The organism is Moorena sp. SIO3A2 (assembly GCF_010672265.1).
Classification (GTDB): domain Bacteria; phylum Cyanobacteriota; class Cyanobacteriia; order Cyanobacteriales; family Coleofasciculaceae; genus Moorena; species Moorena producens.
The window spans coordinates 1-26,957 of record NZ_JAAHHC010000071.1; the positions used below are offsets into that span (position 1 = coordinate 1).

At 43.8% G+C, this 26,957-nt stretch carries 19 protein-coding genes; 12 read left to right on the forward strand and 7 right to left on the reverse strand.

The features are described 5' to 3' along the window. Positions 1-81 precede the first annotated feature (81 nt). The 3 genes from F6K64_RS34960 to tsaB all read right to left on the reverse strand — a co-directional run bounded on the left by F6K64_RS34960 (position 82) and on the right by tsaB (position 2,379). Positions 82-228: an endo-1,4-beta-xylanase gene (locus F6K64_RS34960; protein ID WP_008189043.1), complete on the reverse strand. Its 147-nt coding sequence runs from the start codon at positions 226-228 to the stop codon at positions 82-84. 51 nt (positions 229-279) lie between these two features. Beyond that, complete coding sequence (dprA, locus tag F6K64_RS34965) at positions 280-1,413, reverse strand: DNA-processing protein DprA (protein ID WP_287267802.1); 1,134 nt, start codon at positions 1,411-1,413, stop codon at positions 280-282. A gap of 174 nt (positions 1,414-1,587) precedes the next feature. Beyond that, positions 1,588-2,379, reverse strand: coding sequence for a tRNA (adenosine(37)-N6)-threonylcarbamoyltransferase complex dimerization subunit type 1 TsaB (gene tsaB, locus F6K64_RS34970; protein WP_287267804.1), 792 nt, complete (start codon positions 2,377-2,379; stop codon positions 1,588-1,590). On the opposite strand from tsaB, the gene F6K64_RS34975 reads away from it, so the two are divergent. The 9 genes from F6K64_RS34975 to F6K64_RS35015 all read left to right on the forward strand — a co-directional run bounded on the left by F6K64_RS34975 (position 2,378) and on the right by F6K64_RS35015 (position 16,415). Continuing rightward, positions 2,378-3,655: a valine--pyruvate transaminase gene (locus F6K64_RS34975; protein ID WP_008189048.1), complete on the forward strand. Its 1,278-nt coding sequence runs from the start codon at positions 2,378-2,380 to the stop codon at positions 3,653-3,655. The two genes, tsaB and F6K64_RS34975, sit on opposite strands and share 2 nt — an antisense overlap. Positions 3,656-3,766: 111 nt before the next feature. Next, positions 3,767-5,512 (forward strand): histidine kinase dimerization/phosphoacceptor domain -containing protein, encoded by a 1,746-nt coding sequence (locus F6K64_RS34980; RefSeq protein WP_287249385.1) that lies wholly within the window; start codon positions 3,767-3,769, stop codon positions 5,510-5,512. A gap of 12 nt (positions 5,513-5,524) precedes the next feature. Further along, positions 5,525-6,634, forward strand: a complete 1,110-nt coding sequence (locus F6K64_RS34985) for a hybrid sensor histidine kinase/response regulator (RefSeq protein ID WP_008189053.1) — start codon at positions 5,525-5,527, stop codon at positions 6,632-6,634. Positions 6,635-6,903: 269 nt separating this feature from the next. Next, complete coding sequence (locus F6K64_RS34990; protein ID WP_287249382.1) at positions 6,904-8,442, forward strand: ferredoxin--nitrite reductase; 1,539 nt, start codon at positions 6,904-6,906, stop codon at positions 8,440-8,442. A gap of 60 nt (positions 8,443-8,502) precedes the next feature. Then, positions 8,503-9,627 (forward strand): RNA-guided endonuclease InsQ/TnpB family protein, encoded by a 1,125-nt coding sequence (locus tag F6K64_RS34995; RefSeq protein WP_271969936.1) that lies wholly within the window; start codon positions 8,503-8,505, stop codon positions 9,625-9,627. A 39-nt stretch (positions 9,628-9,666) separates the two neighbouring features. Further along, complete coding sequence (locus F6K64_RS35000) at positions 9,667-11,049, forward strand: ABC transporter substrate-binding protein (protein WP_287249379.1); 1,383 nt, start codon at positions 9,667-9,669, stop codon at positions 11,047-11,049. Positions 11,050-11,338: 289 nt separating this feature from the next. Beyond that, entirely contained in the window at positions 11,339-11,482 is a 144-nt protein-coding gene (locus tag F6K64_RS35005; protein ID WP_287267806.1) for a hypothetical protein, read from the forward strand. 396 nt (positions 11,483-11,878) lie between these two features. Continuing rightward, complete coding sequence (locus F6K64_RS35010; protein WP_287249376.1) at positions 11,879-13,402, forward strand: MFS transporter; 1,524 nt, start codon at positions 11,879-11,881, stop codon at positions 13,400-13,402. 769 nt (positions 13,403-14,171) lie between these two features. Then, positions 14,172-16,415: a molybdopterin oxidoreductase family protein gene (locus tag F6K64_RS35015; protein ID WP_287249374.1), complete on the forward strand. Its 2,244-nt coding sequence runs from the start codon at positions 14,172-14,174 to the stop codon at positions 16,413-16,415. Between the two features lie 19 nt (positions 16,416-16,434). On the opposite strand, the gene F6K64_RS35020 is transcribed toward F6K64_RS35015, so the two are convergent. Continuing rightward, the gene (locus tag F6K64_RS35020; RefSeq protein ID WP_131826975.1) at positions 16,435-16,650 is read right to left on the reverse strand and encodes a hypothetical protein; all 216 of its coding nucleotides are present in this window, start codon (positions 16,648-16,650) and stop codon (positions 16,435-16,437) included. Between the two features lie 401 nt (positions 16,651-17,051). On the opposite strand from F6K64_RS35020, the gene bchI reads away from it, so the two are divergent. Both bchI and F6K64_RS35030 read left to right on the forward strand, forming a co-directional pair. After that, positions 17,052-18,119, forward strand: coding sequence for a magnesium chelatase ATPase subunit I (bchI, locus tag F6K64_RS35025; RefSeq protein WP_287267808.1), 1,068 nt, complete (start codon positions 17,052-17,054; stop codon positions 18,117-18,119). 464 nt (positions 18,120-18,583) lie between these two features. Continuing rightward, a complete protein-coding gene (locus tag F6K64_RS35030; protein ID WP_287267810.1) occupies positions 18,584-19,984 on the forward strand; it encodes a CHAT domain-containing protein in 1,401 nt (466 codons plus the stop codon). 112 nt (positions 19,985-20,096) lie between these two features. On the opposite strand, the gene F6K64_RS35035 is transcribed toward F6K64_RS35030, so the two are convergent. The 3 genes from F6K64_RS35035 to F6K64_RS35045 all read right to left on the reverse strand — a co-directional run bounded on the left by F6K64_RS35035 (position 20,097) and on the right by F6K64_RS35045 (position 26,149). Beyond that, positions 20,097-22,826 (reverse strand): CHAT domain-containing protein, encoded by a 2,730-nt coding sequence (locus tag F6K64_RS35035; protein ID WP_287267811.1) that lies wholly within the window; start codon positions 22,824-22,826, stop codon positions 20,097-20,099. A 259-nt stretch (positions 22,827-23,085) separates the two neighbouring features. Beyond that, positions 23,086-25,026, reverse strand: coding sequence for a ShlB/FhaC/HecB family hemolysin secretion/activation protein (locus tag F6K64_RS35040; protein WP_008189066.1), 1,941 nt, complete (start codon positions 25,024-25,026; stop codon positions 23,086-23,088). A 676-nt stretch (positions 25,027-25,702) separates the two neighbouring features. Further along, on the reverse strand, positions 25,703-26,149 hold the full coding sequence (locus F6K64_RS35045; RefSeq protein ID WP_287267813.1) for a helix-turn-helix domain-containing protein: 447 nt from the start codon (positions 26,147-26,149) through the stop codon (positions 25,703-25,705). A gap of 306 nt (positions 26,150-26,455) precedes the next feature. Between F6K64_RS35045 and F6K64_RS35050 the strand changes: the two genes are divergently transcribed. Then, a complete protein-coding gene (locus F6K64_RS35050) occupies positions 26,456-26,698 on the forward strand; it encodes a hypothetical protein (protein ID WP_287267815.1) in 243 nt (80 codons plus the stop codon). The last annotated feature ends 259 nt before the right edge of the window (positions 26,699-26,957 follow it).

The window sequence follows — 26,957 nt, forward strand, 5'->3', positions numbered from 1 at the left end:
TTCGTGAGCTGAACTGAAATCTTAGTCTTGACGGGATTTCGGCTTAGATATTGCCATTTGGACACGAAGGTTTAAGGCCGGTCAAAGATCATGGAATCCCCGTCTTTTTAAAGCGGGGAGTGTCAAGTCCATCTCGGTGACCTGAACCTGCAATCCCAACTCACCCAGACGCTTCATGTTTGCTGCTATGTCTTCTGGCTTGGGAGGATTTTGAATACTAACGTGCATCTGAAAGCCAAGGAACGTAAATTAGTGTTATTTGTATTAATCATTAAATAACTATTCAGTTATCAATCTTCGATATCGCATCCCTGGAGCCTGAGACACTAATCCCATTAGTTCCAACTGTAACAAGGCACTGGATACTGAGCCTGCTTCTAAAGCTGCTTGCTGGACAATGATATCGAATGAGGTTGGTTCAAATGCGATCGCATCCAACACTTTTGCCAATGCTGGCTCTAAGGTCGGTACAGGTAAAGCGGGTAAAGGTTGTTCTATAGCGGAGTGGGGGTCAAGTTCTGGAATAGCTCCTAGCATTTCCAACAAGTGACCTTCACTTAAAATTACATGGGCACCCCGATTTAACAGTCCCAAACAACCGATAGAATTGGGATTATCTAAGGAACCTGGTAGTGCATAGACATCCCGACAGAACTCATTGGCGAGCCTAGCAGTAATTAGCGCTCCGGACTTATTAGGCGCTTCCATCACTAAAACTGCACGGCTTAAACCAGCAATAATCCGATTGCGTTGGGGAAAGTTGGAACGTGCGGGTTTGGTACTGGCTGGATACTCGCTGATTACCAATCCCTGTTCTTGAATTTGTTTATAAAGATAACTATTGCTCAAGGGATATACCACATCAAGACCAGTTCCCAACACTGCTATGGTTCTACCACCCGCTTCCAGACACCCACGATGGGCTTGTGTATCAATTCCCACTGCCATACCGGACACCACTGTAAAACCATGCTTAGCAAGGGTAGCACTGATTTTACGAGTCCAACGTTTACCGTATTCGCTGGGATTGCGGGTACCCACAATCCCAACTATCGGCTTGCTACCGTAATTTTCTGCTAGATCAACTACTCCGCTATAGTATAGCCTTGGGGGAGGACTAGGAATTTCTAGTAACAAGCGGGGATACTCTCCATCCGCTGGTGTCCAGAAACAAGGATTTTTGACCAAGTGTTGCTCAAGTAGCTGTTCCGGTAAGTATTGCCCACGCATTTTCACTACTCTTTCGATCAGCCGCACCCCGAACCCCTCAACTGCTCCTAACTCTGAAGCTGACGCTTTCCAAGCCTCTGCCAGAGTTCCAAACTGTTGGTGTAGCCGTTGGAGCAATACTGATCCGATACCGGGAACTTCTGACCATGCTAGCCAGTACGCACGTTCTTCTTGCTTGGTCAATCGCTTCGCTCCAATTATAAATTATCAATTCAAAATCAAAAAATACCTCATCAATCCAATTATAAATTATCAAAAAAAATTCAAAAATACTCCATAAATTCAATTATAAATTATCAAAAAAATATAATTTTCTTAATTCTTAATTCTTAATTCTTAATTCTTAATTCTTAATTCTTAAACTGGATGCTGTCCATAAAACGGCAGTACTTCTGACCAGTTGGGGCGCTTTCCCTGTTGCCAATCGAGATAAGCAAGTTCCAAGACACCCCTAGCATAACTCCCTAAATTGGCCGGAGCCTCTAGCAATCGTAATGGTGTTTCTAAGGTATCCAAAACTTGTTTCCATTGATCTGAAGTCATGACAGCATCTGGTAATATCTTCCTCAGCCCCAGACCAGCTATTGATGGCTGATAGATGGCGGTATACAGCTGACCCCGTTGGGCAGGCATTTGAATAGCAATCTGAGTGCTTAGTGATAAGTTTTGAGTGCTAATTGCTGATTGCTGATTGCTGATTGCTGATCCCGAGTTGTCTTGATACATAGCTCCCTCTTCCCCCTCTTTCCCCTCTTCCCCTAACCAGGCGATCGCTGCCAGTGTAGAAATGCCAAACAGGGGAATATCTAACTGTTGTGCTAGGGTACGAGCAGTAACTATACCGATACGGGTACTCGTAAAGCTACCTGGTCCAATAGCTACCGCAATGAATTCTAAGTTTTCCCAACTTTGGGAATTCAGAAATTCAGTCAAGTGCTGATGCAATTGGGCAGACAACTCTCGCCCTAAGTCCCAAGTTTGGCAGCGGGTATCCTTGGCAAAGTTACTGATCACCAGCCCCAGTTGAGGACTAGTGGTGTGAAGGGCAAGAGCATATTTGTTTGGTTCGAGAATCGGCATTTTGGTATGATTTTCGATTGGAGAAGCTTGATCAAGTATCCTCAAAGCCAAAAGGTGATCACTATCCATGGATCCTACCCTGACTCAAATTGGGACTCAGATGTCCAAACTGACTGGTGTCCGAGCGATTATGAAAGATATTATCGAAACCCTACGAGCTGGTCAGGGACAAGATTGGATTAATCTCAGTGCAGGGAATCCAGTGATTTTGCCAGAAGTCGAGCAACTTTGGCGCGATTGTACGGCACAACTGTTGGCTAGCTCAGACTACGGTGAGGTGATTTGCCGCTATGGGTCATCTCAAGGATACCAGCCTCTGATCGATGCGATCGCAAAGGATTTCAATCAACGCTACGGTCTTTCCCTAAGCGATCGCCATATCCTGATTACTCCCGGTTCTCAATCCATTTACTTCTACGCCGCTAACGTTTTTGGTGGCTACACCAGCAGCGGCCAACTCAAACAAGTTGTCTTGCCCCTTTCTCCAGAATACACTGGCTATGGAGGAGTAAGCTTGACTCCAGAAGCAGTATATGCATACAAACCTACTCTGGAAATTAATCACGAGCAACACCGCTTTAAGTATCGCCCTGATTTCAGCCAATTAAAGATTAGCCAAGAGACTGGCTGTGTAATTGTTTCCCGTCCCTGTAATCCCACTGGCAATGTTATCACCGATGAAGAAGTAATCAAAATTGCCGAAATAGCTACACCATTCAATGTGCCAGTGTTGATTGACGCAGCTTATGCTCCACCGTTTCCAGCACTGAACTTTACCGAAATGACACCAGTCTTTCGAGACAATATCATCCACTGTCTGAGTTTATCAAAAGCTGGACTACCAGGGGAACGGGTTGGTGTAGCCATTGGAAATCCCAAGCTAATTAGCATTTTGGAATCCTTCCAGACCAATCTTTGTATTCATTCGTCCCGCTATGGACAAGCTATTGCCGCAAAAGCGATCGCATCTGGAGCACTCCCCGAGATTGCCACTAATGTGATTCGCCCCCACTACCAGAAAAAGTTTGTGACCCTTGAACTTACATTAGACAAATCTATGCCCAAAGACTTGCCTTGGTTCTTGCATCGGGGTGAAGGAGCTATCTTTGCTTGGTTGTGGTTACAGGATTTGCCAATTACCGACTGGGAACTGTACCAAAAGTTGAAGCAGGTGGGTGTGATTGTTGTGCCTGGGAGTACATTTTTCCCCGGCTTACGAGAAGACTGGTCTCACCAGCAACAGTGCATTCGCATCAGCCTTACCGCTACTGAAGAAGAAATTGAAATTGCCATGCAGCGTTTAGCAACATTGGTCGAGGAAGTCTATCGGATTGGGTCAGGTTAGTGTTTCCGTTGGAGATAGTGTTTCCGTTGGAGATGTTGTGATCATCTAACAGCGTTCCATAGTACTTGTTCGGTGAGTACTTATTAAGTAATATTCAAACTATATTAACAGATGGAACAGCAGCAGCTAGCACAAGTGTTGGAAACTGGCGATCTAGGGGAGTTGCTAGGCATTATTAACCAGCCTAACTTGCTCACCACCCTTGACTCTACACAGATGTGTAGGATTATCAAAGGACTTGGGCAAGTAGTGGAACAACAAACTGCTCAGTTAACTCAGGTCAATCAGCAATTACAACCGGAAATCACCAACCGTAAGCAGGTTCAGGAGAAATGGCCCCTGGGTGATCAGCAATTGGAATACCAATTTCAAAAACAGACAACAGAATTGTCCGAAGCTAATCATCAGCTGCGACAAGCAAAAGAGCAACTAGAGGCAGTTTTGGATGCTGTACCGGGAGCGGTGTCTTGGATTAGTGCTGATGGTCGATATCTTGGGGTGAACCGACATCTGGCTCAGAGCCTGCAATTACCTCCAGAGACTTTTGTCGGTAAAGAGTTGGGCTTTCTGGAGAGCAGCCCTCAGTTTGTTGGCTTTATGGGTGAGTTTCTCGCCTGTCGGGACTCAGGAGCTTCCCAGGTGGTCGAGCTGAAAGTGAAAAATTCTTCGAGATATTATCTAATTGCCGCTCAGAAGTACCAGCAAGGTGCTGCAGCCGTGTGTGTAGGGATTGATATCACCGAGCATAAACAGGCAGAATTAGCTCTACAACAGCTCAACCAAGAACTAGAACTCAGAGTCGAACAACGGACTTCTGACCTACGGTTCGTCAATGAACAACTTCGCAAAAGTGAGGAACAATTTCGCCTGATTTTTGAACTCTCTCCCATGGGTATGGCAATTACCAGCACTGATGACTCCGTGCTAAAGGTTAATCAAGCCTGTTGTGACACGGTTGGTTACACAGCCGAGGAACTGGGGCAGAAAAAGGCTACAGATATTATCCATCCCGATGATTTGACAATTAACCTTACCCCGAATCAAGACTTGTGGCCAGGAAGAACATCCCACTTTCAGATGGAAAATCGCTTACTCTCCAAAGATGGTAGAGTGATCCATGTTTTGACCAAGAAAGCAGTTTTAGTCAGGGATTCTCAAGGTAAGCCCCGAAAATTTTTTTATCAAATTGTAGATATCACCGAACGCAAGCAAGCAGAAAATCAGGTGAGAGCCTCTCTAACCGAAAAAGAGGTTTTGCTCAAAGAAATTCATCACCGGGTCAAAAATAACCTGCAAATTATTTCTAGCCTACTCCGACTACAGTCAAGGAAAGTTGAAGATCCACAAGCATTAAGTTTGTTCAAAGATTCCCAGCATCGGGTTCAATCTATGGCTCTGATTCACCAGCAGCTGTATCAATCGCCAAATTTAGCCCAGATTAATTTCGGAAAATACATTCAAACCTTAACCAATAACTTGTTCCGTTCCTACGGCATTAACCCACAGACAATCGCCCTCAATATCGAAGTTACCACAGCTCCCTTGACCATTGATGTAGCTATTCCCTGTGGGCTAATCATCAATGAATTGGTGTCTAATTCACTCAAATATGCCTTTCCTGAAAATCAAGAGGGTAAGATGGAAATCAGTCTAAGTTCAGATCAACAGGGTCAGCTAATCCTGAAGGTAAGTGATAATGGTATTGGTTTACCGGACAATTTAGACTTTCAATCCACTAAATCCCTTGGTTTGAGTATTGTTCGTAACTTGACTGCACAACTGGGGGGTAACATCATCCTTGACTGTAGCCAAGGCACTAGATTAGAAATAAAGTTTCCCCATTCACTGGATCTCTAGGGCAAGTCGAGCATGACCAAGAAAAAAATCCTAGTTGTTGAAGATGAAACCCTTGTGGCTATGGATATCAAGAATAGCCTCAAACTCCTAGGGTACATGGTTCCTGCTGTGGCTGTATCTGGAGAAGAAGCAGTTATAAAAGCTGAGGAAATTCAACCGGATTTAATCCTGATGGATATTCGTCTGAAAGGGGAAATAGATGGAGTGACTGCTGCCAGACTGATTAGGACAAAATGGAATATCCCAGTGGTCTATTTGACGGCCTATAGTGATGATATCACCCTAGAAAGAGCTAAGATAACCCAACCGTTTGGTTACCTCCTGAAACCATTTGAGGAAGAAGAACTGCGAGTTACCATTGAAATTGCCCTTTCTCGCTTCCAAGCAGAAACAAAAATCCGTCAAGCACTAGTAATAGAACAGGAGCTTAGAGAACAAAAATCTAGCTTTGTCTCTATTGTTTCCCACGAATGTCGTACACCTCTGAGTAAAGTTCTCCTAGCTACTGAATTGTTAGAACGTTATAGCAAAGATTTGGTCAAGGATAAACATCGCAAGTATTTTGAGCAAATTAAAGGCTCTATCCAAGATATGAGACAACTCTTGGATGAAATCCTCTTTATTGAAAAAGCAGAAGGAAACAAGCTAAATTTTCACCCAACTCCAATTAACCTAGTAGAATTATGCTCTGATTTGATAGAGCAGATGCAGTTGGCTACCGAGGGGAGCCATAGGATTATTTTGACTTCTCAAGGTAATATTCCTGATGCCTATATGGATACCCAACTCCTCAGATATATTTTCAATAACTTGCTATCCAATGGGATTAAGTATTCTCCTGAAGGGGGAACGGTAGAGTTTCAGTTAACCGTGGAAGGTAACTGGGCAATTTTTAAAATTAAAGACTCGGGAATTGGTATTCCCGAACAAGAGCTTTCCCAGCTGTTTGAACCTTTCCAGCGAGCTAGCAATGTTGGGGATATTCCTGGTACAGGTCTAGGATTATCGATTGTTAAAAAGAGTGTAGAGCAGCACCGTGGTCAAATTTTGGTAGATAGCCAGGTTGGTGTCGGTACTGTGTTTACCGTTAGACTACCCCTGTCCAGTCAGGATTGGGAGTAAGCTGGTCTTCCTTTGAATGCCATGGTTATGACAGCAGGGAAGCTTCGGGTGCAGGGGAGCTTCTGGAGCAGGGGCAGACTTGATATAACTTTATAATGCAATTTGTGCATTTAATTTATGCATTTTTTTAATTAAAATCATTATTAAGTAACAAAATATACAAAATTTTAGCAATACTTTAAATTAATTTATCAACATCAAGAGTAGTGACATCAGAGGCTCTGGACAAAACTTATCGCAATAGAGCAATAGGCAACGAGGGAACAGCTATGACCAGCGCAGCTAAGCCAGCCGCCAAAAAACTGAACAAATTTGAAAAATTCAAGGCAAAGAAAGATGGTCTTGCCATTAAGGAACAAATAGAAGAGTTTGCCAGAATTGGCTGGGAAGCAATAGATCCAGATGACCTACAGCATCGGCTGAAGTGGATGGGTGTCTTTTATAGACCTGTTACTCCAGGCAAGTTCATGCTAAGGATGCGGACACCCAACGGGATTGTCAACAGCACTCAGATGCAGGTACTAGCTGAGATAGTCCAGCGTTATGGTGAAGATGGTAGTGCTGATATTACAACTCGCCAAAACATCCAGTTGCGAGGTATCCGCATTGAAGACATGCCTGATATTTTCCGCAGGTTCGAGCAAGTTGGCTTAACTAGCGTCCAATCTGGTATGGACAATGTCCGCAATATTACTGGTTCTCCCATGGCGGGGATAGATCGCGATGAATTAATTGACACTCGGGATCTTGTCCAAAAAGTACAGGACATGATCACTAATAACAGTCAAGGAAATTATGAGTTTACTAACTTGCCCCGTAAATTCAATATTGCTATTGAAGGGGGTCGGGATAACTCAGTCCATGCTGAAATTAATGATATTGCCTTCGTGCCTGCCTACAAAGATGGACAACTAGGCTTGAATGTACTCGTAGGTGGCTTTTTCTCGGCCAAGCGTTGTGAAGCTGCTGTTCCCCTCAATGCTTGGGTACTGCCTAATGATGATGTGGTTGACTTGTGTCGTGCTATACTAGAGGTTTATCGCGACGAAGGCTCGCGGGCGAATCGGCAAAAATCCCGGATGATGTGGTTGATTGATGAGTGGGGGATTGATAAGTTCCGGGAGGAAGTCAGTAAGCAGTTTGGTAGAGAACTCCCGACGGCTGCTCCTCACGATGAAATAGATTGGGAAAAACGAGACCATATCGGTGTTTTTGCTCAAAAGCAACCAGGTCTGAATTATGTGGGTTTACACGTGCCCGTTGGTAGGCTTTATGCTCAGCAGATGTTTGATATGGCACGGATGGCTGAGGCTTATGGCAGTGGCGAAATCCGCCTCACAGTTGAGCAGAATGTGATTATTCCGAATATTCCGGATGCTAATCTCGACGCTTTCTTAGCTGAACCCCTCTTGCAGAAATTTACCCTTGAGCCCAAACCCCTAGAACGGCTTCTAGTATCTTGCACAGGAGCACAGTTCTGCAATTTTGCTCTGATTGAAACCAAAAATCGTGCCTTGGCAATAGTTCGGGAACTGGAAGAAAAGTTAGACATACCAAACCCCGTGCGGATTCATTGGACAGGTTGTCCCAACTCTTGTGGTCAACCCCAAGTAGCTGATATTGGTTTGATGGGAACCAAGGTGCGTAAAGACGGTAAGTCTGTTGAAGGAGTCAATATTTACATGGGTGGCAAAGTCGGGAAAGATGCTAAACTGGGCGAGTGTGTGCTCAAAAGTGTGGCTTGTGATGACTTACCAGAGGTCTTGGGTAATATACTGATCGAGAATTTTGGAGCAAAATCCCACTAGGTTAGTTCTGAGTCGGAGTTGCTAATAGTGAATAGAAAACCTTAGCAAAGGTTATCAAGCATGTATAAAGCGCTCAAGACTAAACTAAAACTCAATAACTATCAAAAAACCTTGATGGCACAACATGCTGGGTACTCTCGATGGGTATACAACTGGGGCTTGGCAATATGGCAGGAAGCCTCTCAACAAGGATTGAAACCCTCAGTGAGTACAATCAGAAAATTGTTTACCCACCACGTTAAACCTAACTACCCTTGGATGAGTCAACTATCATCCAAAGTGTACCAGTACGCCTTAATTAACTTAGGCTCAGCTTACAAATGCTTTTTCCAAGGACTAGGGAAATATCCCAGATTCAAAAAAAAGGGTAGACACGATAGCTTCACCATAGATAATTCGGGAAAACCGATAAAATTTTCAGGATGCAAGCACAAACTACCCAAGTTGGGATGGGTAAGAACTTATGAACCATTGCCAGATTTAGAAACAAAAAAAATCACTATATCTCGTCAAGCTGACGGCTGGTATCTGAGCTTTCATTATCAGTATCAACCACAACCAACACATAAACAAATCGATGTGGTTGGGGTAGATGTGGGAATAAAAGAATTAGCCACCCTTAGTACAGGGAAGGTTTTCACTGGTTCATTACCCTACCGCCAAGCTAAAAAGCGACTAGCTAGATTACACCGTGATTTGTCGAGAAAGACAAAAGGTTCCAAGAACTGGCACAAGTCAGTAAACCGATTAGCATTACAGCATCAAAGAGTTGCCAACATTCGCAAAGACACATTGGAAAAACTCACAACTTACTTAGCCAAAAACCACGGCACGGTGGTAATTGAGGATTTAAATGTATCGGGAATGATGGCTAATCATAAGCTGGCTAGTTCGATCGCTGACCAAGGATTCTATGAATTCAAAAGACAACTTGAGTATAAGTGTCAGTGGTATGGTGCCAAATTGGTAAAGGTGGATAGGTTCTATCCATCATCTCAGCTTTGTTCAAGTTGCGGGCATCGTCAGAAGATGCCGTTGGCAATCAGGACGTATAACTGTAGTGAATGTGGTCTAATCCTGGACAGGGATTTGAACGCAGCGATAAATCTGAAAAACGCCGTGGGCTCTACGGTGTCTGCCTGTGGACGGGGTGCTGCCGACAGTCCCGAAAGAAGCAGGAAATAAACAGCATTAACTAGCATTAGCTAGGTTTGTATCAGTTTTATGGAGCAGCAGCGCCGCAAGTTTCTCAAATACATCGGGTATGCCACAGTAGGATGTGGTTTTAGTGCCTGTAGCTCAAATAATCTATTCGATTTCCCAAAACGCGATCGCTCCTCTGAGCCAACTCAAGGACCTCCAGCTAACTTTGGTAAGTTAGAGAAAACTAACCTCACCATTGGCTTTGTTCCTGTAACTGACTGTGCTCCTTTAATCATTGCCAAAGAAAAGGGTTTTTTTCAGCGTTATGGTCTGAATGTGGGTCTTAAAAAATATCCTGACTGGTCAGCGGTTCACAAAGACTTACTATCATGGGGTATAGATGCCTGCGTTGCCTTGTTTGGATTGCCAATACTAACCAATTTTGGTTCACCCAAGGCACCAGTGATATCTCTAATGATGCTCAATCGCAATGGTGCTGGGATCACCTTTTCCAAAAAAGCTTGGCAAGGTGCTATTCGTGCTTCAACGGAGTACTATAATTTCCAAGATTTTGCCTACTCCTACAGGAAATACATTAAAAAATTAGCCGAGCCCCTCAAGCTAGGGATAGACTTGACCAACTCCATGGCAAACTATACCCTTCTCTACTGGCTATCAGCTATAGAGATTAATCCCGATAAACAGATTAAGTTAATCGAGTTTCCACCATCTCAAATGGTATACAAACTCCAAGCTGGGATAGTAGATGGCTACTGTTTAGATGAGCCCTGGAACCAAAGAGCAGTTGTAGACCAGTCTGGATTTACGGTTTATGTCAATCGGGATATTTGGAAAGGTCATCCAGGAAAAATACTCGCAACCATGGGACCTTGGGCAGAAAAACATCCCACAACCGCCCGAGCCTTGGTAGCGGCTGTTTTGGAAGCTTGTCAGTATTGTGACCAACTAGAAAATCGCCAGTCAATTGCTCAGATTATATCTAGGAGCAAATACATCGACACTAAGGTAAATTATATAGAAGGTTCTTTACTGGGCAACTATAATTATGGTGGCTTTGACCAGAAAGACCGATTTGAAGCAATCCCTGATTTTAATTTATTTCACTTCCAAGATACAGACTATCTGAAAAAGCCCAATCATGCTAATTATCCTTGGCGCTCCCATGGTGTTTGGTTGCTAACCCAAATGATTCGCTGGCGTCATATTAACCGACGTCAATATCCTAAGGATGCGGATAAAATTATCGACCGGATTTATCCAGTGAAAATTTATGAAGAGGTTGCCAAGGCGTTGAAAATCGATCTACCTAGTGAGCGTATGAGGGTTGAACCTGCTGATGTGTTTGTGGATCAAAGAGCATTTGATCCTAGTCAGCCAGTTAATTATCTCAATGGTTTCGATATCCGAGCTGATCGTTCTCAGCTATTTGCTGCTGTCAATTAAGCCTTCAGCTTATGCGCTACAGATGGTGCTACTTGAGGTGCTATCAGCTATCAGTCACTTAAGACCCAAGCATCGCCCAAGTAAAAAAGCCCAAGTAAAAAATCCCAAGTAAAAAAGCCGACCTAGAGACTTTATCTATTGAAAGTCTCTAAACTTCTTATGCGCCCAAGGCTTGCATCACATTAGCTGGTTTAGAATGCCATGCAGCTAAAACCACCAATCAACCTTCAGCTGCTTCACTAATTGGCTTTGCTTAACTTAGGAATAATCTCAAGTTATAGTTCGGTCAGTGGTCAGTAGTCAATTACCCATTACCTATTACCCATTACCCATTACCCATTACCCATTACCCATTACCCATTACCCATTACCCATTACCCATTACCCTCAATTGATTCCACAATTGGCCAACACGCCAATTTTATGGCTTTGATGTAACTATTGAATATTAAATATGCATTTAATTCAACATAATATACAATTTGTAACAAATCATACGAAACTTCTGTTTCAGGGGTGTCACTATTAGTACCTGAACAATAGTATTAAGTTAACCTCAGAAAATTAGTATCTATGGGCGATTACTGTAGCAATGAATTCCGAAAGAATTACCCTAAAACAATAAGCTATAGTATTCAAACTAATAGGTAACTTTAATCAGTCAGCAAGTTGATGGCAACCGATCAGCTGGATTGTTTTGAAAGGGATTCTTTGGAGTAGTTTTTGGAGGAGACTAAATTAACCCAAACGCTCAGCTGTAATGGCTAATGCTGTTGGTGCGTGAATCTTCTGTTTTCGTAGTTTGTTTGAGTAGAGGAAAGGTATATAGATGCTCGCAGAAATGTGGTCCTTTCGTGGTAGGTATAAAATCCTCCACATGACCTGGTTTGCTTTCTTCCTGTCATTTGTAGTGTGGTTCAACTTAGCGCCCCTAGCAACACAGGTGAAATCAGACTTCGGTCTCGAAGTAGGTCAAATCCGAACCATCGCAATTTGTAACGTTGCCCTGACAGTGCCTGCCCGTATCATCATCGGGATGCTGTTAGATAAATACGGACCAAGAATCACCTACTCCCTTTTGCTGATTTATGCAGCAATACCTTGTATTGCTTTTGCCTCGGCACAGAACTTTAGTCAACTGGTGATTAGCCGCTTGGCACTGAGTATCGTAGGTGCAGGTTTTGTGATTGGCATCCGGATGACGGCAGAATGGTTCCCTCCCAAAGAAATTGGTTTAGCCGAAGGTATTTACGGGGGCTGGGGTAACTTTGGTTCTGCAGCAGCAGCCTTTACCCTACCTACCATTGCCGCATTTTTAGCCTTTGGCAGTCCAGGTCTGAACTGGCGCTTTTCCATTGCTGGGACCGGGATTATCGCTGCTCTGTATGGTGTCCTCTATTATTTTAACGTCCAAGATACTCCCCCAGGCAAAGTTTATCAGAAGCCCAAAAGCGCCAGAGGAATGGAAGTCACCACCAAAAAAGACTTTTGGTTTCTGATGGTGATGAATGCTCCTCTATCCATCATTCTTGGTGTCCTGGCTTGGCGCTTGAATAAAGTAGGCTTTTTCGAGCAAAATGTTCTCTACATCGTTTGGGCTGGTCTACTTGGGTTGTATTTGTTCCAAGCTTACAACTGCTGGGCAGTTAACAAAGATTTGTTAGCAGGTCGTAAGCGCTATCCTCCTGAAGACCGCTTCAATTTTTCTCAAGTTGCCATTCTAGAGTTGACCTACGTTGTTAACTTCGGCTCTGAATTAGCTGTAGTTTCTATGCTCCCTGCTTTCTTTGAAGGCACCTTCGGACTGAGCAAACAAGCAGCCGGGATGATTGCTGCTAGCTACGCCTTCATGAACTTGATGTCCCGTCCTGGTGGGGGTTTAATCTCTGATAAACTGGGTAGCCGCAAGATGACCATGGCAGTTCTAACATTCTGTATGGGTATTGGCTATCTGATCTTCAGTACGGTGAAAGGAGGCTGGTGGCTTCCTGGTGCGGTACTGCTGACCATGGCTTGTTCCTTCTTTGTGCAAGCTGGAGAAGGCTCTACCTTTGCCATCGTACCTCTGGTGAAGCGACGGATCACCGGTCAGGTGGCTGGTAACGTAGGTGCTTACGGAAACGTGGGTGCTGTCGCTTACCTGACTATCTTCAGTTTATTGCCAGCAGGAGATGTGGGTAACCGCATATTCTTCCAGATGTTGGGTGTTACAGCTTTGATTGTTGCCTTCCTGTGCTTCCTAGTCTTAAAAGAACCTAAGGGTTCCTTTGCTGACCTCCATGAAGGGGAAGAACAATACGCTACTGCTGCTAGCCCTGCTGCCGCTATGGAAACTGGAGACTTGATGAACTAGTTACTTGTTGGGTATGGTTGACATCACTCTAGAGATGCAACAAAAACACGAATTTTCTACCCTTACCTTGTCAAATACTATTCATTTTCTTACACTGAAATGAGTCAGTAACTTGTTTAACAAGGGAACACTACCGCCCAACGAAGAACTAAAAGCTCCTGAAGCTGGTCGTAAGTTAAGCGACGTAAAATAATGGACTGAGTGAAGTTACAGTGCGGCGAACGGAGTAGGCCAAGAGCCTCCATCAATAAATAAAATTAGCGCTTTGTCTTTGGCAAAGCTTTGTCGGCAACAACCATTAGTTTTAACTAATGCTATACCATCGTCCTACCGAATTAGGTTTGTACAGGTTAAATGTTGCACTAGATGGCTCAAAAATATCTAGATAAAAGTGGGGCAATCTTAATCAAGATTGCCCCAACGCTCACCTCCGAAATAATCGCTTCTTAAACAAGGAAAAAATAGTCAACCTTTAGGTATTAGCTCTTCAAGACTTAACCTGATTTTGAATTAACAAAAATTTTCACAAAATCCTATCGAAAGATATAATTGCTATTGAAAAATCCTTAAGACGGTAAATAATGTAGCGAACTAGCTAACTAATTTATGATTAATTTTTATGATTAATTTTAACTCAACATTTGTTAGTAATAACTGATATTTGATATAAGAAATATTAATAATATTAATCATAAATTAAGTGAAAAAACTATTTAATATAGTTACAAACTATAAAAATAGTGAAAAAAAAAAATTGGGGGAAAACATCATGACTGACTCAGCTAAGACACTCTGTCCCTACTGTGGGGTGGGCTGTGGTCTGGAAGTATTGCCTCCAGCTGGTTCTGGTCGTGCTACCTATCGAGATAGCCAAGGCAATCCGATTTGGAAAGTCAGAGGCGATCGCTCTCATCCCTCAAACCAGGGTATGGTTTGTGTCAAAGGTGCCACGGTTAGCGAGTCTTTGGATAAAGACCGCCTCAAGTATCCCATGATGCGGGATTCCCTAGACCAACCATTTCAGCGAGTCAGTTGGGATGAAGCCCTAGACCGAGTAGTGAATCGGATTCAGACGGTTCGTTTCACCCAAGGACCAGAAGCAATTTGTATGTACGGTTCCGGTCAGTTCCAAACCGAAGACTACTATATTGCCCAGAAATTGCTCAAAGGTTGTCTCGGTACCAATAACTTTGATGCTAATTCCCGCCTGTGCATGTCCTCAGCTGTAGCTGGATACATCCAAAGTTTTGGTTCCGATGGTCCTCCCTGCTGCTATGACGATCTAGAATTAACTGACTGTGCCTTTTTGATTGGGACTAATACAGCAGACTGTCACCCCATTGTATTTAACCGTCTACGTAAGCATCACAAAAAGCATCGTCATGTTAAAATGATAGTGGTAGATCCTCGCCGCACGTCTACCGCTAAGCTGGCTGATTTACATCTAGCGATTAAACCGGGTACTGACATTGATTTACTCAATGGTATGGCTCACTTACTATTGCGCTGGGGTAAACTGGACACGGAATTTATTGAGGAGTGTACCAGCGACTTCTCCGCATACGCTCAGATAATTATCAACTATCCACCGGAAATCGTTGCTGAAAGATGTGGTATACCGGTGCATGAACTTGAGGAAGCCGCTCGCTACTGGGCAAAATCAAAGCGTGTCCTGTCTTTGTGGTCAATGGGGGTTAACCAATCCTCAGAAGGTACCGCTAAAGTCCGCACCATCATCAATCTGCACCTGATGACAGGCAACATTGGTAAACCAGGAACAGGACCATTTTCTCTAACTGGTCAACCTAATGCGATGGGAGGACGAGAAGCTGGGGGACTGGCTCACATCTTACCGGGTTATCGGGTAGTAAAGAATCCCCAACACCGTAGTGAGGTGGAACAGTTATGGAAACTCAAGCCAGGGACAATTTCTCCTAATCCTGGTCTTGATGCTTGGAGCATGATCAAAGGTTTAGAAACTGGAGAAGTCGGTTTCTTGTGGATTGCTGCCACTAACCCAGCTGTCAGTATGCCGGATATTGAACGAACTAAGGCAGCCCTAAGAAAATCCGCCTTTACTGTCTATCAAGATGCCTACTACCCCACTGAAACCGCTGCCTATGCTCATGTCTTGCTCCCAGCAGCCCAGTGGAGTGAAAAGACTGGCGCTATGACTAACTCTGAGCGAGTTGTCACCCTTTGCCCCCAATTCCGTAATCCACCAGGGGAAGCCAGACCGGATTGGGAAATCTTTGCGGAAGTAGGGCGTCGCCTAGGCTTTACTAAAGAATTTGACTTTACTGACTCTGCTGCTGTTTATCGGGAATTTGTCCAACTGACCCGTGGACGACTTTGTGACATGACCGGACTTAGTCACGAACGCTTACGGAAAGACGGTCCGATTCAATGGCCTTGCCCTGAGGAGTTCCAAAACCAAGAGTCTTCTGAGTCAATCAGCAATACTGGCAAACGGCTTTATACTGACTTCCGATTCAATACGCCAGATAGCAAGGCAAAATTTGCCGCTTTCCATTCTAAAGGACTGGCAGAACCCCCGTCGGACGAGTATCCGTTGGTGCTGACCAGTGGCAGACTTTATGGTCACTGGCACACCCAAACCCGCACCGGACGGATTGAGAAAATCACCAAAATGTACCCCAATCCGTTACTAGAAATTCATCCCCGTGATGCCCAGAAGCTGGGGATTCAAGATGGGGGTTGGGTAGAAGTGCGATCGCGTCGCGGAACTTGCCGCTTCCCAGCTCAAGTCACTAAAGCGATTACTCCTGGTACAGTGTTTGCTCCCATGCACTGGGGAGCTTTGTGGGCAAATCAGGCAGAAGCTAATGCTCTGACCCATCCCGAATCTTGTCCCATTTCCCTGGAACCAGAATTAAAAGCCTGTGCTGTTAACTTGGTGCCCATCAGTGAAACTGACAGTATGCGATCGCAAAATCCCAACCAAGAGCCATTAGGAACACCGATTTTACAGAAGCTCAAAGTTTTTAGTTAATTGTTTAAAGTTTCCATTCTCAATTGCGCTCTCCAAGAGTTTCCCAAAGACCTGCCTCACCAAGGGTGATTGGAGTCTGGGTTTGTGTCTGGGCAAAATTTGAAATAGACATAAACGGCACTAACCCCATCACCAAGGAGCACAAAACTATCAGCATAGTCATCCTGACTGGATGCTGCCACTGTGTAGTTACAACATGAGACTGGGTTGTGCTGCTAAGCTCTTGCATGCTCATGACTAAAACCTCAAAATAGATGTGTACGAATATATGGATAGTTCACTGCTTCCTGTCAGGATGCAGTGCATTGTTCGTCTTCATGCCAAGTTGCAGGGACAGTCGGCAACTTGGTATTTGTTTATACACCGAAATCCTTTACATTTTGAATCATACAAACATTTTGGTAAAAAGTAGCTATATTTACCAAATAAAAACACAAAAAGTAACACTAGTTACAGATTTTCATTAATTTTTGTGAAAAAGAGTAAATTATGAAGTTTATAGGCATAGATCTTGGCTGGACTTCTGGAGCGACTGGAAGTTCCTGCTAAAAGGGAAAAGACTGATCAACTCTCAGGGCACGCCCTATGGCAAAATAGTAATCGTCGAGAAAAATCAACAACAATAAAGTAATCCCAGTGAGTCCTACTGCCCAAGCGCCCAAGACTACTCGCCGCCTAGTGTTTCCTTTCACTGCCATTGTCGGTCAAGAAGAAATGAAACTGGCATTGCTCCTAAATGTGATCGATCCCAAAATTGGGGGAGTAATGATCATGGGCGATCGCGGCACAGGCAAATCTACTACTATTCGTGCCTTAGCTGATTTATTACCAGAAATCGATGTAGTTGCTGAAGACCCCTTCAATAGTGACCCTCAGGAACCTGACTGGATGGGCAATGGTAATGGAGCAGCTGCATCCAGGACTTCGGTCAAGAAAAAAGTTCCCATGGTAGATTTACCCTTAGGGGCAACTGAAGACCGGGTTTGTGGTACAATCGATATAGAAAAAGCTTTATCTGAAGGGGTCAAAGCTTTTGAACCAGGACTGTTGGCTAAAGCTAATCGAGGCATCCTCTATGTCGATGAGGTTAACCTGCTGGATGACCACCTAGTGGATGTACTCCTAGACTCCGCTGCTAGTGGTTGGAATACTGTAGAACGGGAAGGCATATCCATTCGCCACCCTGCTCGCTTTGTGTTAGTAGGTTCTGGTAACCCGGAAGAAGGAGAATTACGACCCCAGTTACTAGACCGCTTTGGGATGCACGCGGAAATCCGTACGGTCAAAGAACCAGTGCTGCGAGTCAAAATTGTGGAAGAACGGGGATATTTTGACCAAAATCCTCACAAATATATTGAACAGCACCAATCTGAGCAAGAAGTATTACAGAAACAGATAGTAATGGCTCAAGAGCGACTTGCTGAAGTAGAAATGGACTACGACTTTCGGGTGAATATTTCAGAAGTTTGCTCAGAACTCGATGTGGATGGGCTCAGGGGTGATATTGTGACTAATCGGGCGGCTAAGGCCCTGGCTGCATTTGAAGGACGAACTGAAGTTACCGTGGATGATATCCGCCGGGTGATTACCTTATGTTTACGACACCGCTTGCGTAAAGACCCCCTCGAATCAATTGATTCAGGATATAAGGTTCTCAAATCCTTTAACCGTGTTTTTGGGGTTGAAGCAGCTGAAGAAGATTGAGTTACTGTAGCGCAATACCTTTCTTAAATAATTATTTTTCTTTCTTGCATAAATAGTTAACTCAAGGCTGATAAGTAATAGAGAGCAATCCTAATTAGCAATCCTGATTTCCATTAAATAGGGTTGCTATTACTTATTGTTCTCACAAATATTGACTATTCTGACAGATGGATTTTTAATCCATCTGCTGTCAATTCTGCTCTTTCTAATCGTAAGTATTAAGCGTTTAGCGTTTAGCTTTCAGCTACTCCTAATCATGATAATCCGAAAAACGGAGATTTGTCAAGAAAAACTTATCTATTGGCCACTTTCAGCCAAATTCTTAAGTTTTGCTTGATTCCAAAGCTGACTGGATAAGTGCCTTCGTGTAACGTGGGCGTAGCGCGATTGACCGTAGGTCACGCTACGCCCACGCTAAATACTTACGTTTGCTACTTACCTTTGCTTTTACCCGTGAGGTAACTATGAAACGAATAGCGACTAGCTTTAGCTGGTTCCTAGCGACACTACACTTCACCGGAACTATCAGTGCTCTTTCGGTGCAGGCACAAGCCACTAAGCCAATGTCTAACAACACTGTATCCAATGCTCTTACTCAAACTATTGCTCAATCACCAGCTGTTAATCCCCCCAACTTTGGACAAGCCCTGGACAATAACCAAGTAGTAGAAGCAGTACCTTTAATTGAACAAACTTGGGAAAAACAATATCAGAATCACCTAGACATCAATTTTCCTGACCAATCCATCACTGTGGAAGAAATTGCTGATACTCTTGGCAAAATCACCAATCAAACTGGTCAAAAGCCTGGTCTGATCTATATGGTTCCGCGACCCCAGCAACTAGAGCTGGTATTAATTACACCAGAAGGTAAGCCCATTCACAAGCGTGTCTCCGCAGCCAATAAGGAAGCTCTGTTGAGCCTAGTGCAAGAGTTTATCCAAACTATTACTCATCCTATTCGTAGACACACTAAAGATTATCTACCAGTAGCTCAGCAACTCTATCAGTGGATGATTGAGCCATTGGAACCATACCTTAAAACTCAGGGTATCAACAATCTAATTTTTTGCCTAGGTGGAGGGTTACGTCACCTGCCCTTTGCTGCATTACATGATGGCCAAGAGTTTCTGGTGGAAAAGTATAGCTTAGCCCTGATTCCTGCCTTCAAATTAACAGATACTGTCTATAGTGACCTGAAAAATTCCGATGTTTTGGCTATGGGGGCATCAGAATTTAATGAACACAATTCCTTACCTGCTGTGCCGGTAGAGTTATCTGTTATCACCCAATATCCCTGGCAAGGAAAATCTTTCCTCAATAAAGATTTTACCCTAACTAATCTACAGTGGCAACTGGGATATCATAAGAATTTTCAAATCCTGCACCTGGCAACTCATTCAGACTTCCAGGCGGGAAAACCAAACAAGTCTTATATTCAGTTTTGGAATAGTAAACTGACTTTAGATACATTCGCTGAATTACGTTGGCACTCACCAGCGGTAGAATTATTGGTGCTGAGTGCTTGTCAAACTGCCATCGGGGATAAAGAAGCTGAGCTAGGCTTTGCGGGATTAGCGGTTCGCGCCAATGTCAAGTCAGCAGTAGCTAGTTTGTGGTCTGTCAGCGATGGGGGAACCTTAGTGCTGATGAGTGAATTTTACCGGTCTCTTAAAACTGTACCAATTAAGGCTGAAGCCTTGCGACAAGCTCAGATAGGCATGTTGAAACAAAAGGTAAGTTTGGCTAGTGTTACTGATCGACCAAATGTATCCTTGCCTCCAGAACTAGCATCTCTCAACTACGAAGATTTATCCCATCCCTATTATTGGGCGGCTTTTACAGTAGTTGGTAATCCTTGGTAAAACCCTGCTCTTCTTTAAGCCATCAGCCATCAGCTATCAGCTATCAGCTATCAGCTGAGCACTGACAACTAACCACTGACTGCTGACTGCTGACCGCTGATGGCTAACGCTACTACAACCAATTCCCTACCATAATATAAGGAGCCCAGTAATAAGGATGTTCATAGCTTGGGTCTTGTAAAATTGATTTTTGGGCGCGATTGAGGGCTTCAGCTTTTGAGATTGATTTGTCAGTAAGTTCCTGGTAAAATCGATTCATTAACACAGCTGTGGCTTCATCATCCACTAGCCAAATAGAAGCAAGAGTACTACGTGCTCCTGCTTCTATCGCTACACCAGCTATACCCAGAGCCGCTCTCTTGTCCCCAGTTGCTGTTTGGCATGCACTCAGCACCAGTAATTCGATCGGAGTGGATTGGCGTAGGTCTGTTGTTTGCAGTAAGTCCTTCAACTCATTAACATTTATCTTACTATCCCAGGTCAGAATGAACGTCTTCTCAGCTTCAGAGCTAAATTCACCATGGGAGGCGATGTGTACTACTGGGAAAGGAGCTGCTTCAACAGAATTTTCAAAGTTGGTTTCAGTAAAGTCCTGATTGAGTAAGATTTCACTAGGAACTTGAGCCTTAATTTTCTCTAGCTCTACTTCTACAAATGGCAAAGGATTATATCCCTGACGGGATTCAGATAACCCAGCCGTTAGGACTTTGATATCTTCCCTGACTAAGCGCTGGGGATTCATTAAATCTAGTCCAGGGGTTAGCGCTATACTATACTTCTCGACTAAATACTGCTTACCGTCGTGAAGTGCTGCCATCGGAATATTGCGCAAGGCTCCATCAAGAACAAATACTAGGGTGTCTACTTGAGAGTTAGCTAAATCCTCTTCAATCGGTCGGATTATCCAATTGTATACCTGCTGCGACATTGGGAAAAATTTCCGTCGATGAAGCTGGGGTAGGAAGTGACGCAGGTCTTCCAGAGTAGATTCAATTTGGTCTTGGGGAAGCTCTGTTCTATAGTGGCGCAGTGGTTGTTGGGGTAAGCGGATAATAATATCCACGCTTTCTGGTAGTATGATAGGATAAATTAATGCTGCTTTAGTATCAACTTGGTCGATGACTTGATCAATCACTACAGGAGTAGCATTTAAGCAGGCTGAGCGAAAATAGTTATCTAGTTCGGCTAACTGTAGTGACTCAATGATCTCACGAGCTTTTTCCAAGTTGTCGGGATTGGCTTCATTCCTGTCTGATTGCAGCAGTAATTGCACGAATTCTCGATAAACTGGCTCTACACTCTCTCGAAATGTAAACCTGACCTGTTGGTTAACAGCTACTAGGTCACTGCGTAGAGACTTGAGGGTGTTAACAGCTTCTGTGTAAGCTGCGATCGCATTTTCCTCTTCCCCAAGCCCTGTCGAAATACGTCCCAGTTGCCATTGCCAGCGATAGCTAATATCCGGAGCATTGACTTCCTGAGCTAGCTTTAAGGCTTGTTGAGTCAGGTCTTCAGACTCTGGCAACTGCTGATTCTGCTCATACAGTTGACCTAGACTACCAAGAGCATAAGCTTCCGCTCGCTTATCTCCCAATGCTTTAGCCTGTTGTACCGCAGTAGCTAGGATTTTAGCAATTTCATAAGAAGGAGCAACCGCAATCTTAACCGAAGGCTGAAGTCTCTTGGCTGAAATCTCAAAATTTCCTTCATCCTTGATACTTCTAAGTTCATCCTTCATTAGGCTTTGAGCAAAATTAATCCTCAGATAGATACTGCGGCGGCTCAGAGGTAAGGATTCTAGTTGGGGCAGGATTTGAGGGATTAGTGCTTGGGCTTGCTTTATCCTTTTATTATCAATCAATAAGCTAAGTTGATTTAATTGGGCTTCAAGCTTAGTTATTTGATCCGTAGACTGATCGAATGCTTGTTGATAGTAGTCAATAGCTTCTTCTAATTCTTGCTGAGTCTCGGCTGTATCCCCTGAGCTAAGCTGAGCCCGGGCTGTATTCCCTAAACTAAATAGTGTAGCGCTAATCTCTTGAGACGATGATAAGCTTCGGGCAATCTGTAAGCTTTTTTCTAAGGTTTGCCGGGATTGGCTCAGCTGTCCTACTAATTGACGCATATTCCCAAGCGATCGCAACAATATCGCTTTATTCAAAGAGTTAGATTGAGCAATTAACGATTCCTCCACCTGATTGAGTAGATTCAACGCCCGCTTATACATCCCTAAGTCTTGTAAGGCTTGGGCTATATTAATCCGACTGCGAATCTCACCAGCTTCATCCCCTAATTCACCATAAGTTACTGCAGCTTGCTCCCAACTTTCCATTGCTGCTTTTGCTTCTGATGAACCAAGCTCAATACTTCCTTTTATCATTAGGGATTGAGCCAGCACTTGTAAGTATGCTGTCGAATCGGGGGATTTTATAGAGCGCAATAGTTTTTCACTATTAGCGATCGCATTCTTGGCTTGATTCCATAATCCCAATTGCTGATAAGCCAACGAGAGATTACTCAACACCATCGCTTCTGATAGCTGATCTCCCTTACTTTGATTACTCTCAAGAGCTTGTTCTAAAACATCTACTGCTTCGGCAAATCTACCTGAATCGTAGAGACCTTGCCCCTGTTTAAGTAACGTGGAAACTGTCAGGTTAGCCTGTTCAAGGTTCTTAGGTTGTTCGCGTAGCGTGGCCGAAAGGCCAAAGTTAGCAGGTTGAAAGTTAGCAGGTTTTTCCCGTAGCGTGGCCGAAAGGTCAAGATTAGCAGCTTTAAGGTGATCAGGTTTAAGGTTAGTAGCTTTAAGAGCAATATACCCTTCAACCTTCAACCTTTCCACTTTCAAAGTTTGTGGGACTGTCGCTAAAACCGGAGGGACTAAATTGCACAGTAACGCTGTTAATATAGCAATTAGAGGTAACCTTATCCACCGCCTTATCCTCAACCCTAAGGATTTTCGATTTACTCTCGCTAGACTACCATAATATATCCTTTTTTTGACCATGATTCATTTTCTCCCTTGCTGCACCTCATCACTATGAAAAACGCTATCTTAATTAGAATGTAGAATTTAGAATTTAGAATTTTAATTTTTATGTTCAAAATGGTCTAAAAATCACCGAAAAGTAGAAGCCATCTTCCTGTAACGTTCTATCCCTAGTTTCAACATCCACTAACTGCAAGCCCCAGCCGATATTAGCCTCCAGTAAATCTCCTTGCTGCCATCGCAAACCTAGACCAAGGGATGCGATCGTGTTATCATCAATATCATCGTCTCTATTCCAGCCAGTACCAAAATCAAGAAAAGGAGTCAACTGCACTAGAGTTCCGCTATCAGGATTCTGAATAATTGGCAGACGCAGCTCCGCAGAAATAAACGCACCATTGTCGGATAGAATCAGATCCTGGCGATAGCCCCGTACACTCTGTAAACCCCCAATCCCTATCTGTTCTAATGGTACCAAGCCTCGGTCTGCTAGTTGCACATCCCCTCGGATTAATAATATAGTATTTGGTGCCAGTAGCCTTACCCATTGCCCTTGACCACGCCAAGCGAAGAAATTGCTATCGGGTCCACCCCTGTTAATCGTAGTATCTCCTGAACTAATCCCGATACTTAACTGGGAACGAGCTGCTAACACTTGTTGCTCACTGCGCTTAGTCCACTCTTGGAATAACCGGATGGCATTAATCCGCGTACGCCCTTCATCATCAGCTCCTGCTGATAAAGCAAAGGGTCTATTCAAGATAGATGTTTCACTTTCCTGGCGTGAGCCGGTGATACCAATAGCTACTTCTTCGGTAGGGGTTTGGAATACAGGCTGGCGCAGGGTTATCTCATAAAACCGTGATTCTGAGTCAATATCTATCCTATCAAAAGGAGGCTCAATTACTTCACTAGCTGTTGTCCCATAAGCCAAGCGCAGAGTACCATTACGGGGATTAATCGGTAAGGTGTAGCTGACATCAAAGGTATCACTACCATCGGTGTTGGTGTAGTTGAATTCTAAAGCATCTCCCAATCCCAGTAAATTGCCTTCTCGAATTTGGGGACGACGCCGAAAGCTTCCTACACTGGGAGAGCGCCCATTATCTATTACTATTTGGGTGCTAAAAGTATCGGCTTCAGTTACTGTTACTTCTAGCAAACTCTCCCCAGGCTCCACCCCCGCTGACAATTCAGCTGAGATGTTGGCAATTAGAGGGTCGAGTCGCAGCATTTGTAAGCCGTTCAGTAAGCGCCTTACATTCAGAGGCTTCTTGGTAGCGATCGCAAGACGGCTTTTGATGTAATTAGGATTAAGCCGACTCAGACCCTTGACAATAATATCTTCTAATTCCCCTTCGATAATCTCAACGGTAACTACCCCATCTTCAAGTTCCTGAGGTGGGATATAGGCTCCAGAGTTAACGTATCCTTCCTGATCATATAACTTGGTGATCTCAGACCGGAGTTTAAATAATCTTGGCAAGGAGATGGGTTGATTGAGGAAAGGATCGGTAATTTCCGCTAATTTTTCCTGGCTGAATACCGTTGAGCCAATAATATTAAAGCGTTTAATGACGATTCGTCTTGGAATATCCTCCAGAATTTCGTCCGGTAGATCAGGGCTAGGGGTAGATGGGTCAAGAAGTTCATCCACAGGAGGAAGTTTCTGGGGAGGTTGGGGTTCTGGCGCTGGTTCCAGAGAGGGAGGTCTCTCCGGCAGCCGATCCTCCGGTAGCTCTATACCCGGAGGTAGGTTCGGAGGTAGGGCTTGACTAATTTTTGCTGGGGCTGGAGGACTCGGGAGCTGGTTAATACCCATGGCGTTGAAATTTGTTACAGTGTCGCTCCCTAAAACCTGATTATCCCCTTTGTTCAATTTCTCTGGAATTGGCACTGGTTCCTGTGGCAATGAATCCTTTACGAAGACCAGACTCTGATCATTAACAACAGCCCCAGCTTCTAAAGGTTTCAGGATTAGGTTACTAACGACTGCTAATACACCCAAGGTTAACAGAGATGAACTTTTTACTACTGCAACAAATCTAAACATTACTTACCATATCGTAACTGTTTTTCTTAGGTAAGAACTATTAATTAGTTTTCCTGGTGCTAGAGTGACAAACAACAGGAACAGTAGTCAAGAGCAAGGCAAGAAATTGACAACTAATGTAATAGATCTGTCAATCTATCAGTGTATATAGGAATAAGTTTTGCGTTGGCTGAATTTGACAAGTAACAAGTAAGTAGATCTATGAGTCATCTAGGGATAACTTTTGCGTCCTGTTTGAGTTGAACGCTTTGCCAACAACATTAAACCAACTACAGTAAACTTGGCCGCAGTTGTCTACTTGCCAAATTTAAACCTACCCGTTCCCGTAGCCTGGCCTTTAGGCCAAGGAACACCAAAAGCCATTAATTTTAAAGTTTTAACCTTCAAGTTAACACCTTGTTTTTAAATTCTTAAGCTACGCAAACAAGCAGCTTCCAGCTGAAATGACCCCAAGCTAATGGCGTTGCTGATTCTGGGTATGGTTTCGCCCCCCTAGCCCCCCAATTTTGCGGTGCGACCCGTGGCGAATTTAATTCGCCGACGGAAAGCGCACCGGTGGGGGAACAAAACTCTCAAAGTCCCCCATAATTGGGGGATTTAGGGGGCTTTAATAAAACCAGATTATCGCGCATTCATTCCTTAATTCAGCAACGCTAAGCTAATACCCATCCTGCAATTAACTAAAAACTTTAGTGAGAATTTCGACAGAAGGGTCAACTTCCAGCCACACCGTAGCTCCACAATCCTTGGGAGAATTGGGTTGATAGACTAACCGAGATGGACCCTTGATTTCTACATAATGACCGTAGGTGTTGCGGTTGCCTTGTTTGACAGTGAGCACAGGGTTGTAGGTGTCGTACTTTTTATTTTGCCTAATGACGTTTTGGTTGACATGAACGTAACTCGCCACCTTTTGGAAACCTCTTCTCCAGGTTCCCTTGGGTCCACGGCGACCAGGACTGACCCTAGGCAAGCCGTTAAATAGGGGAATTTGCCAAAATCTGCCTACTTTTTGAGCGCCCTTAATTCTGCCATTTTTCAGAAGTTGGCGAACTCGTTGGACGCAAATCCCTAGAAGAAAAGCTGCTTGGGTAGTTCCGACTATCTTGCTTTGTTGGTTCATTTTTTGTTCCCCTTTACTATCGCGCTAATCTTATATTTAAGGTAACACATGATTTTCTAGGCTGTCTGGCTTTTTAACAAAAATTTACATTTATCTAGCGCTAACCTTTTATAAAGGTTATGGGATGTTTAGTTTGATTAAGTGGATAAGTTTAACTTAGCGCTATATTTTAGCCACGTTTATCTAGCGCTATTTTTTTGGATTCTTATGGGATAATTAATGGCTAAAAAAATAGCGCTATACTTTAACCACGTTTATCTAGCGCTAAGTTAGTTTTAGGTGTTATGGGATAGTTGGATTGATTAAGTGCATAGTTTTAACTTAGCGCTATACTTTAGCCAAAATTATCTAGCACTATTTTTTTCCCGACTCCCAATTCCCAATTCCCGATTCCCGACTCCCGATTCCCGATTCCCGACTCCCGATTCCCGATTCCCGATTCCCGATCCCCTCCTGGGAGGGGTTAGGGGTGGGTTCCGATTCCCGATTCCCGATTCCCGATTCCCCCAACACTTTGTTACAAAAATTTGCAAAATATGTTATAATTAAAGTTTTTGTATGTTATGATAGAATCATCTGACGTGAAAGCGTTAAGAGCCAGCGTGACATACTCCCACACTGACCTTTACAGGTTCAGTATGGGCTTCTTACCAACACCACCCAACGGTTCGGTTACTCGGTAAGCTTATTAGAGTCGATGTCCGGTATTATCCGGAGCACCTCTCCTTCAAAGCCGTGCGTGAGACTTTCATCTCACACGGCTCCTAGATTCTCTCAACCTCTCGGCTTGCCTTTTGGCTTGCTCCAG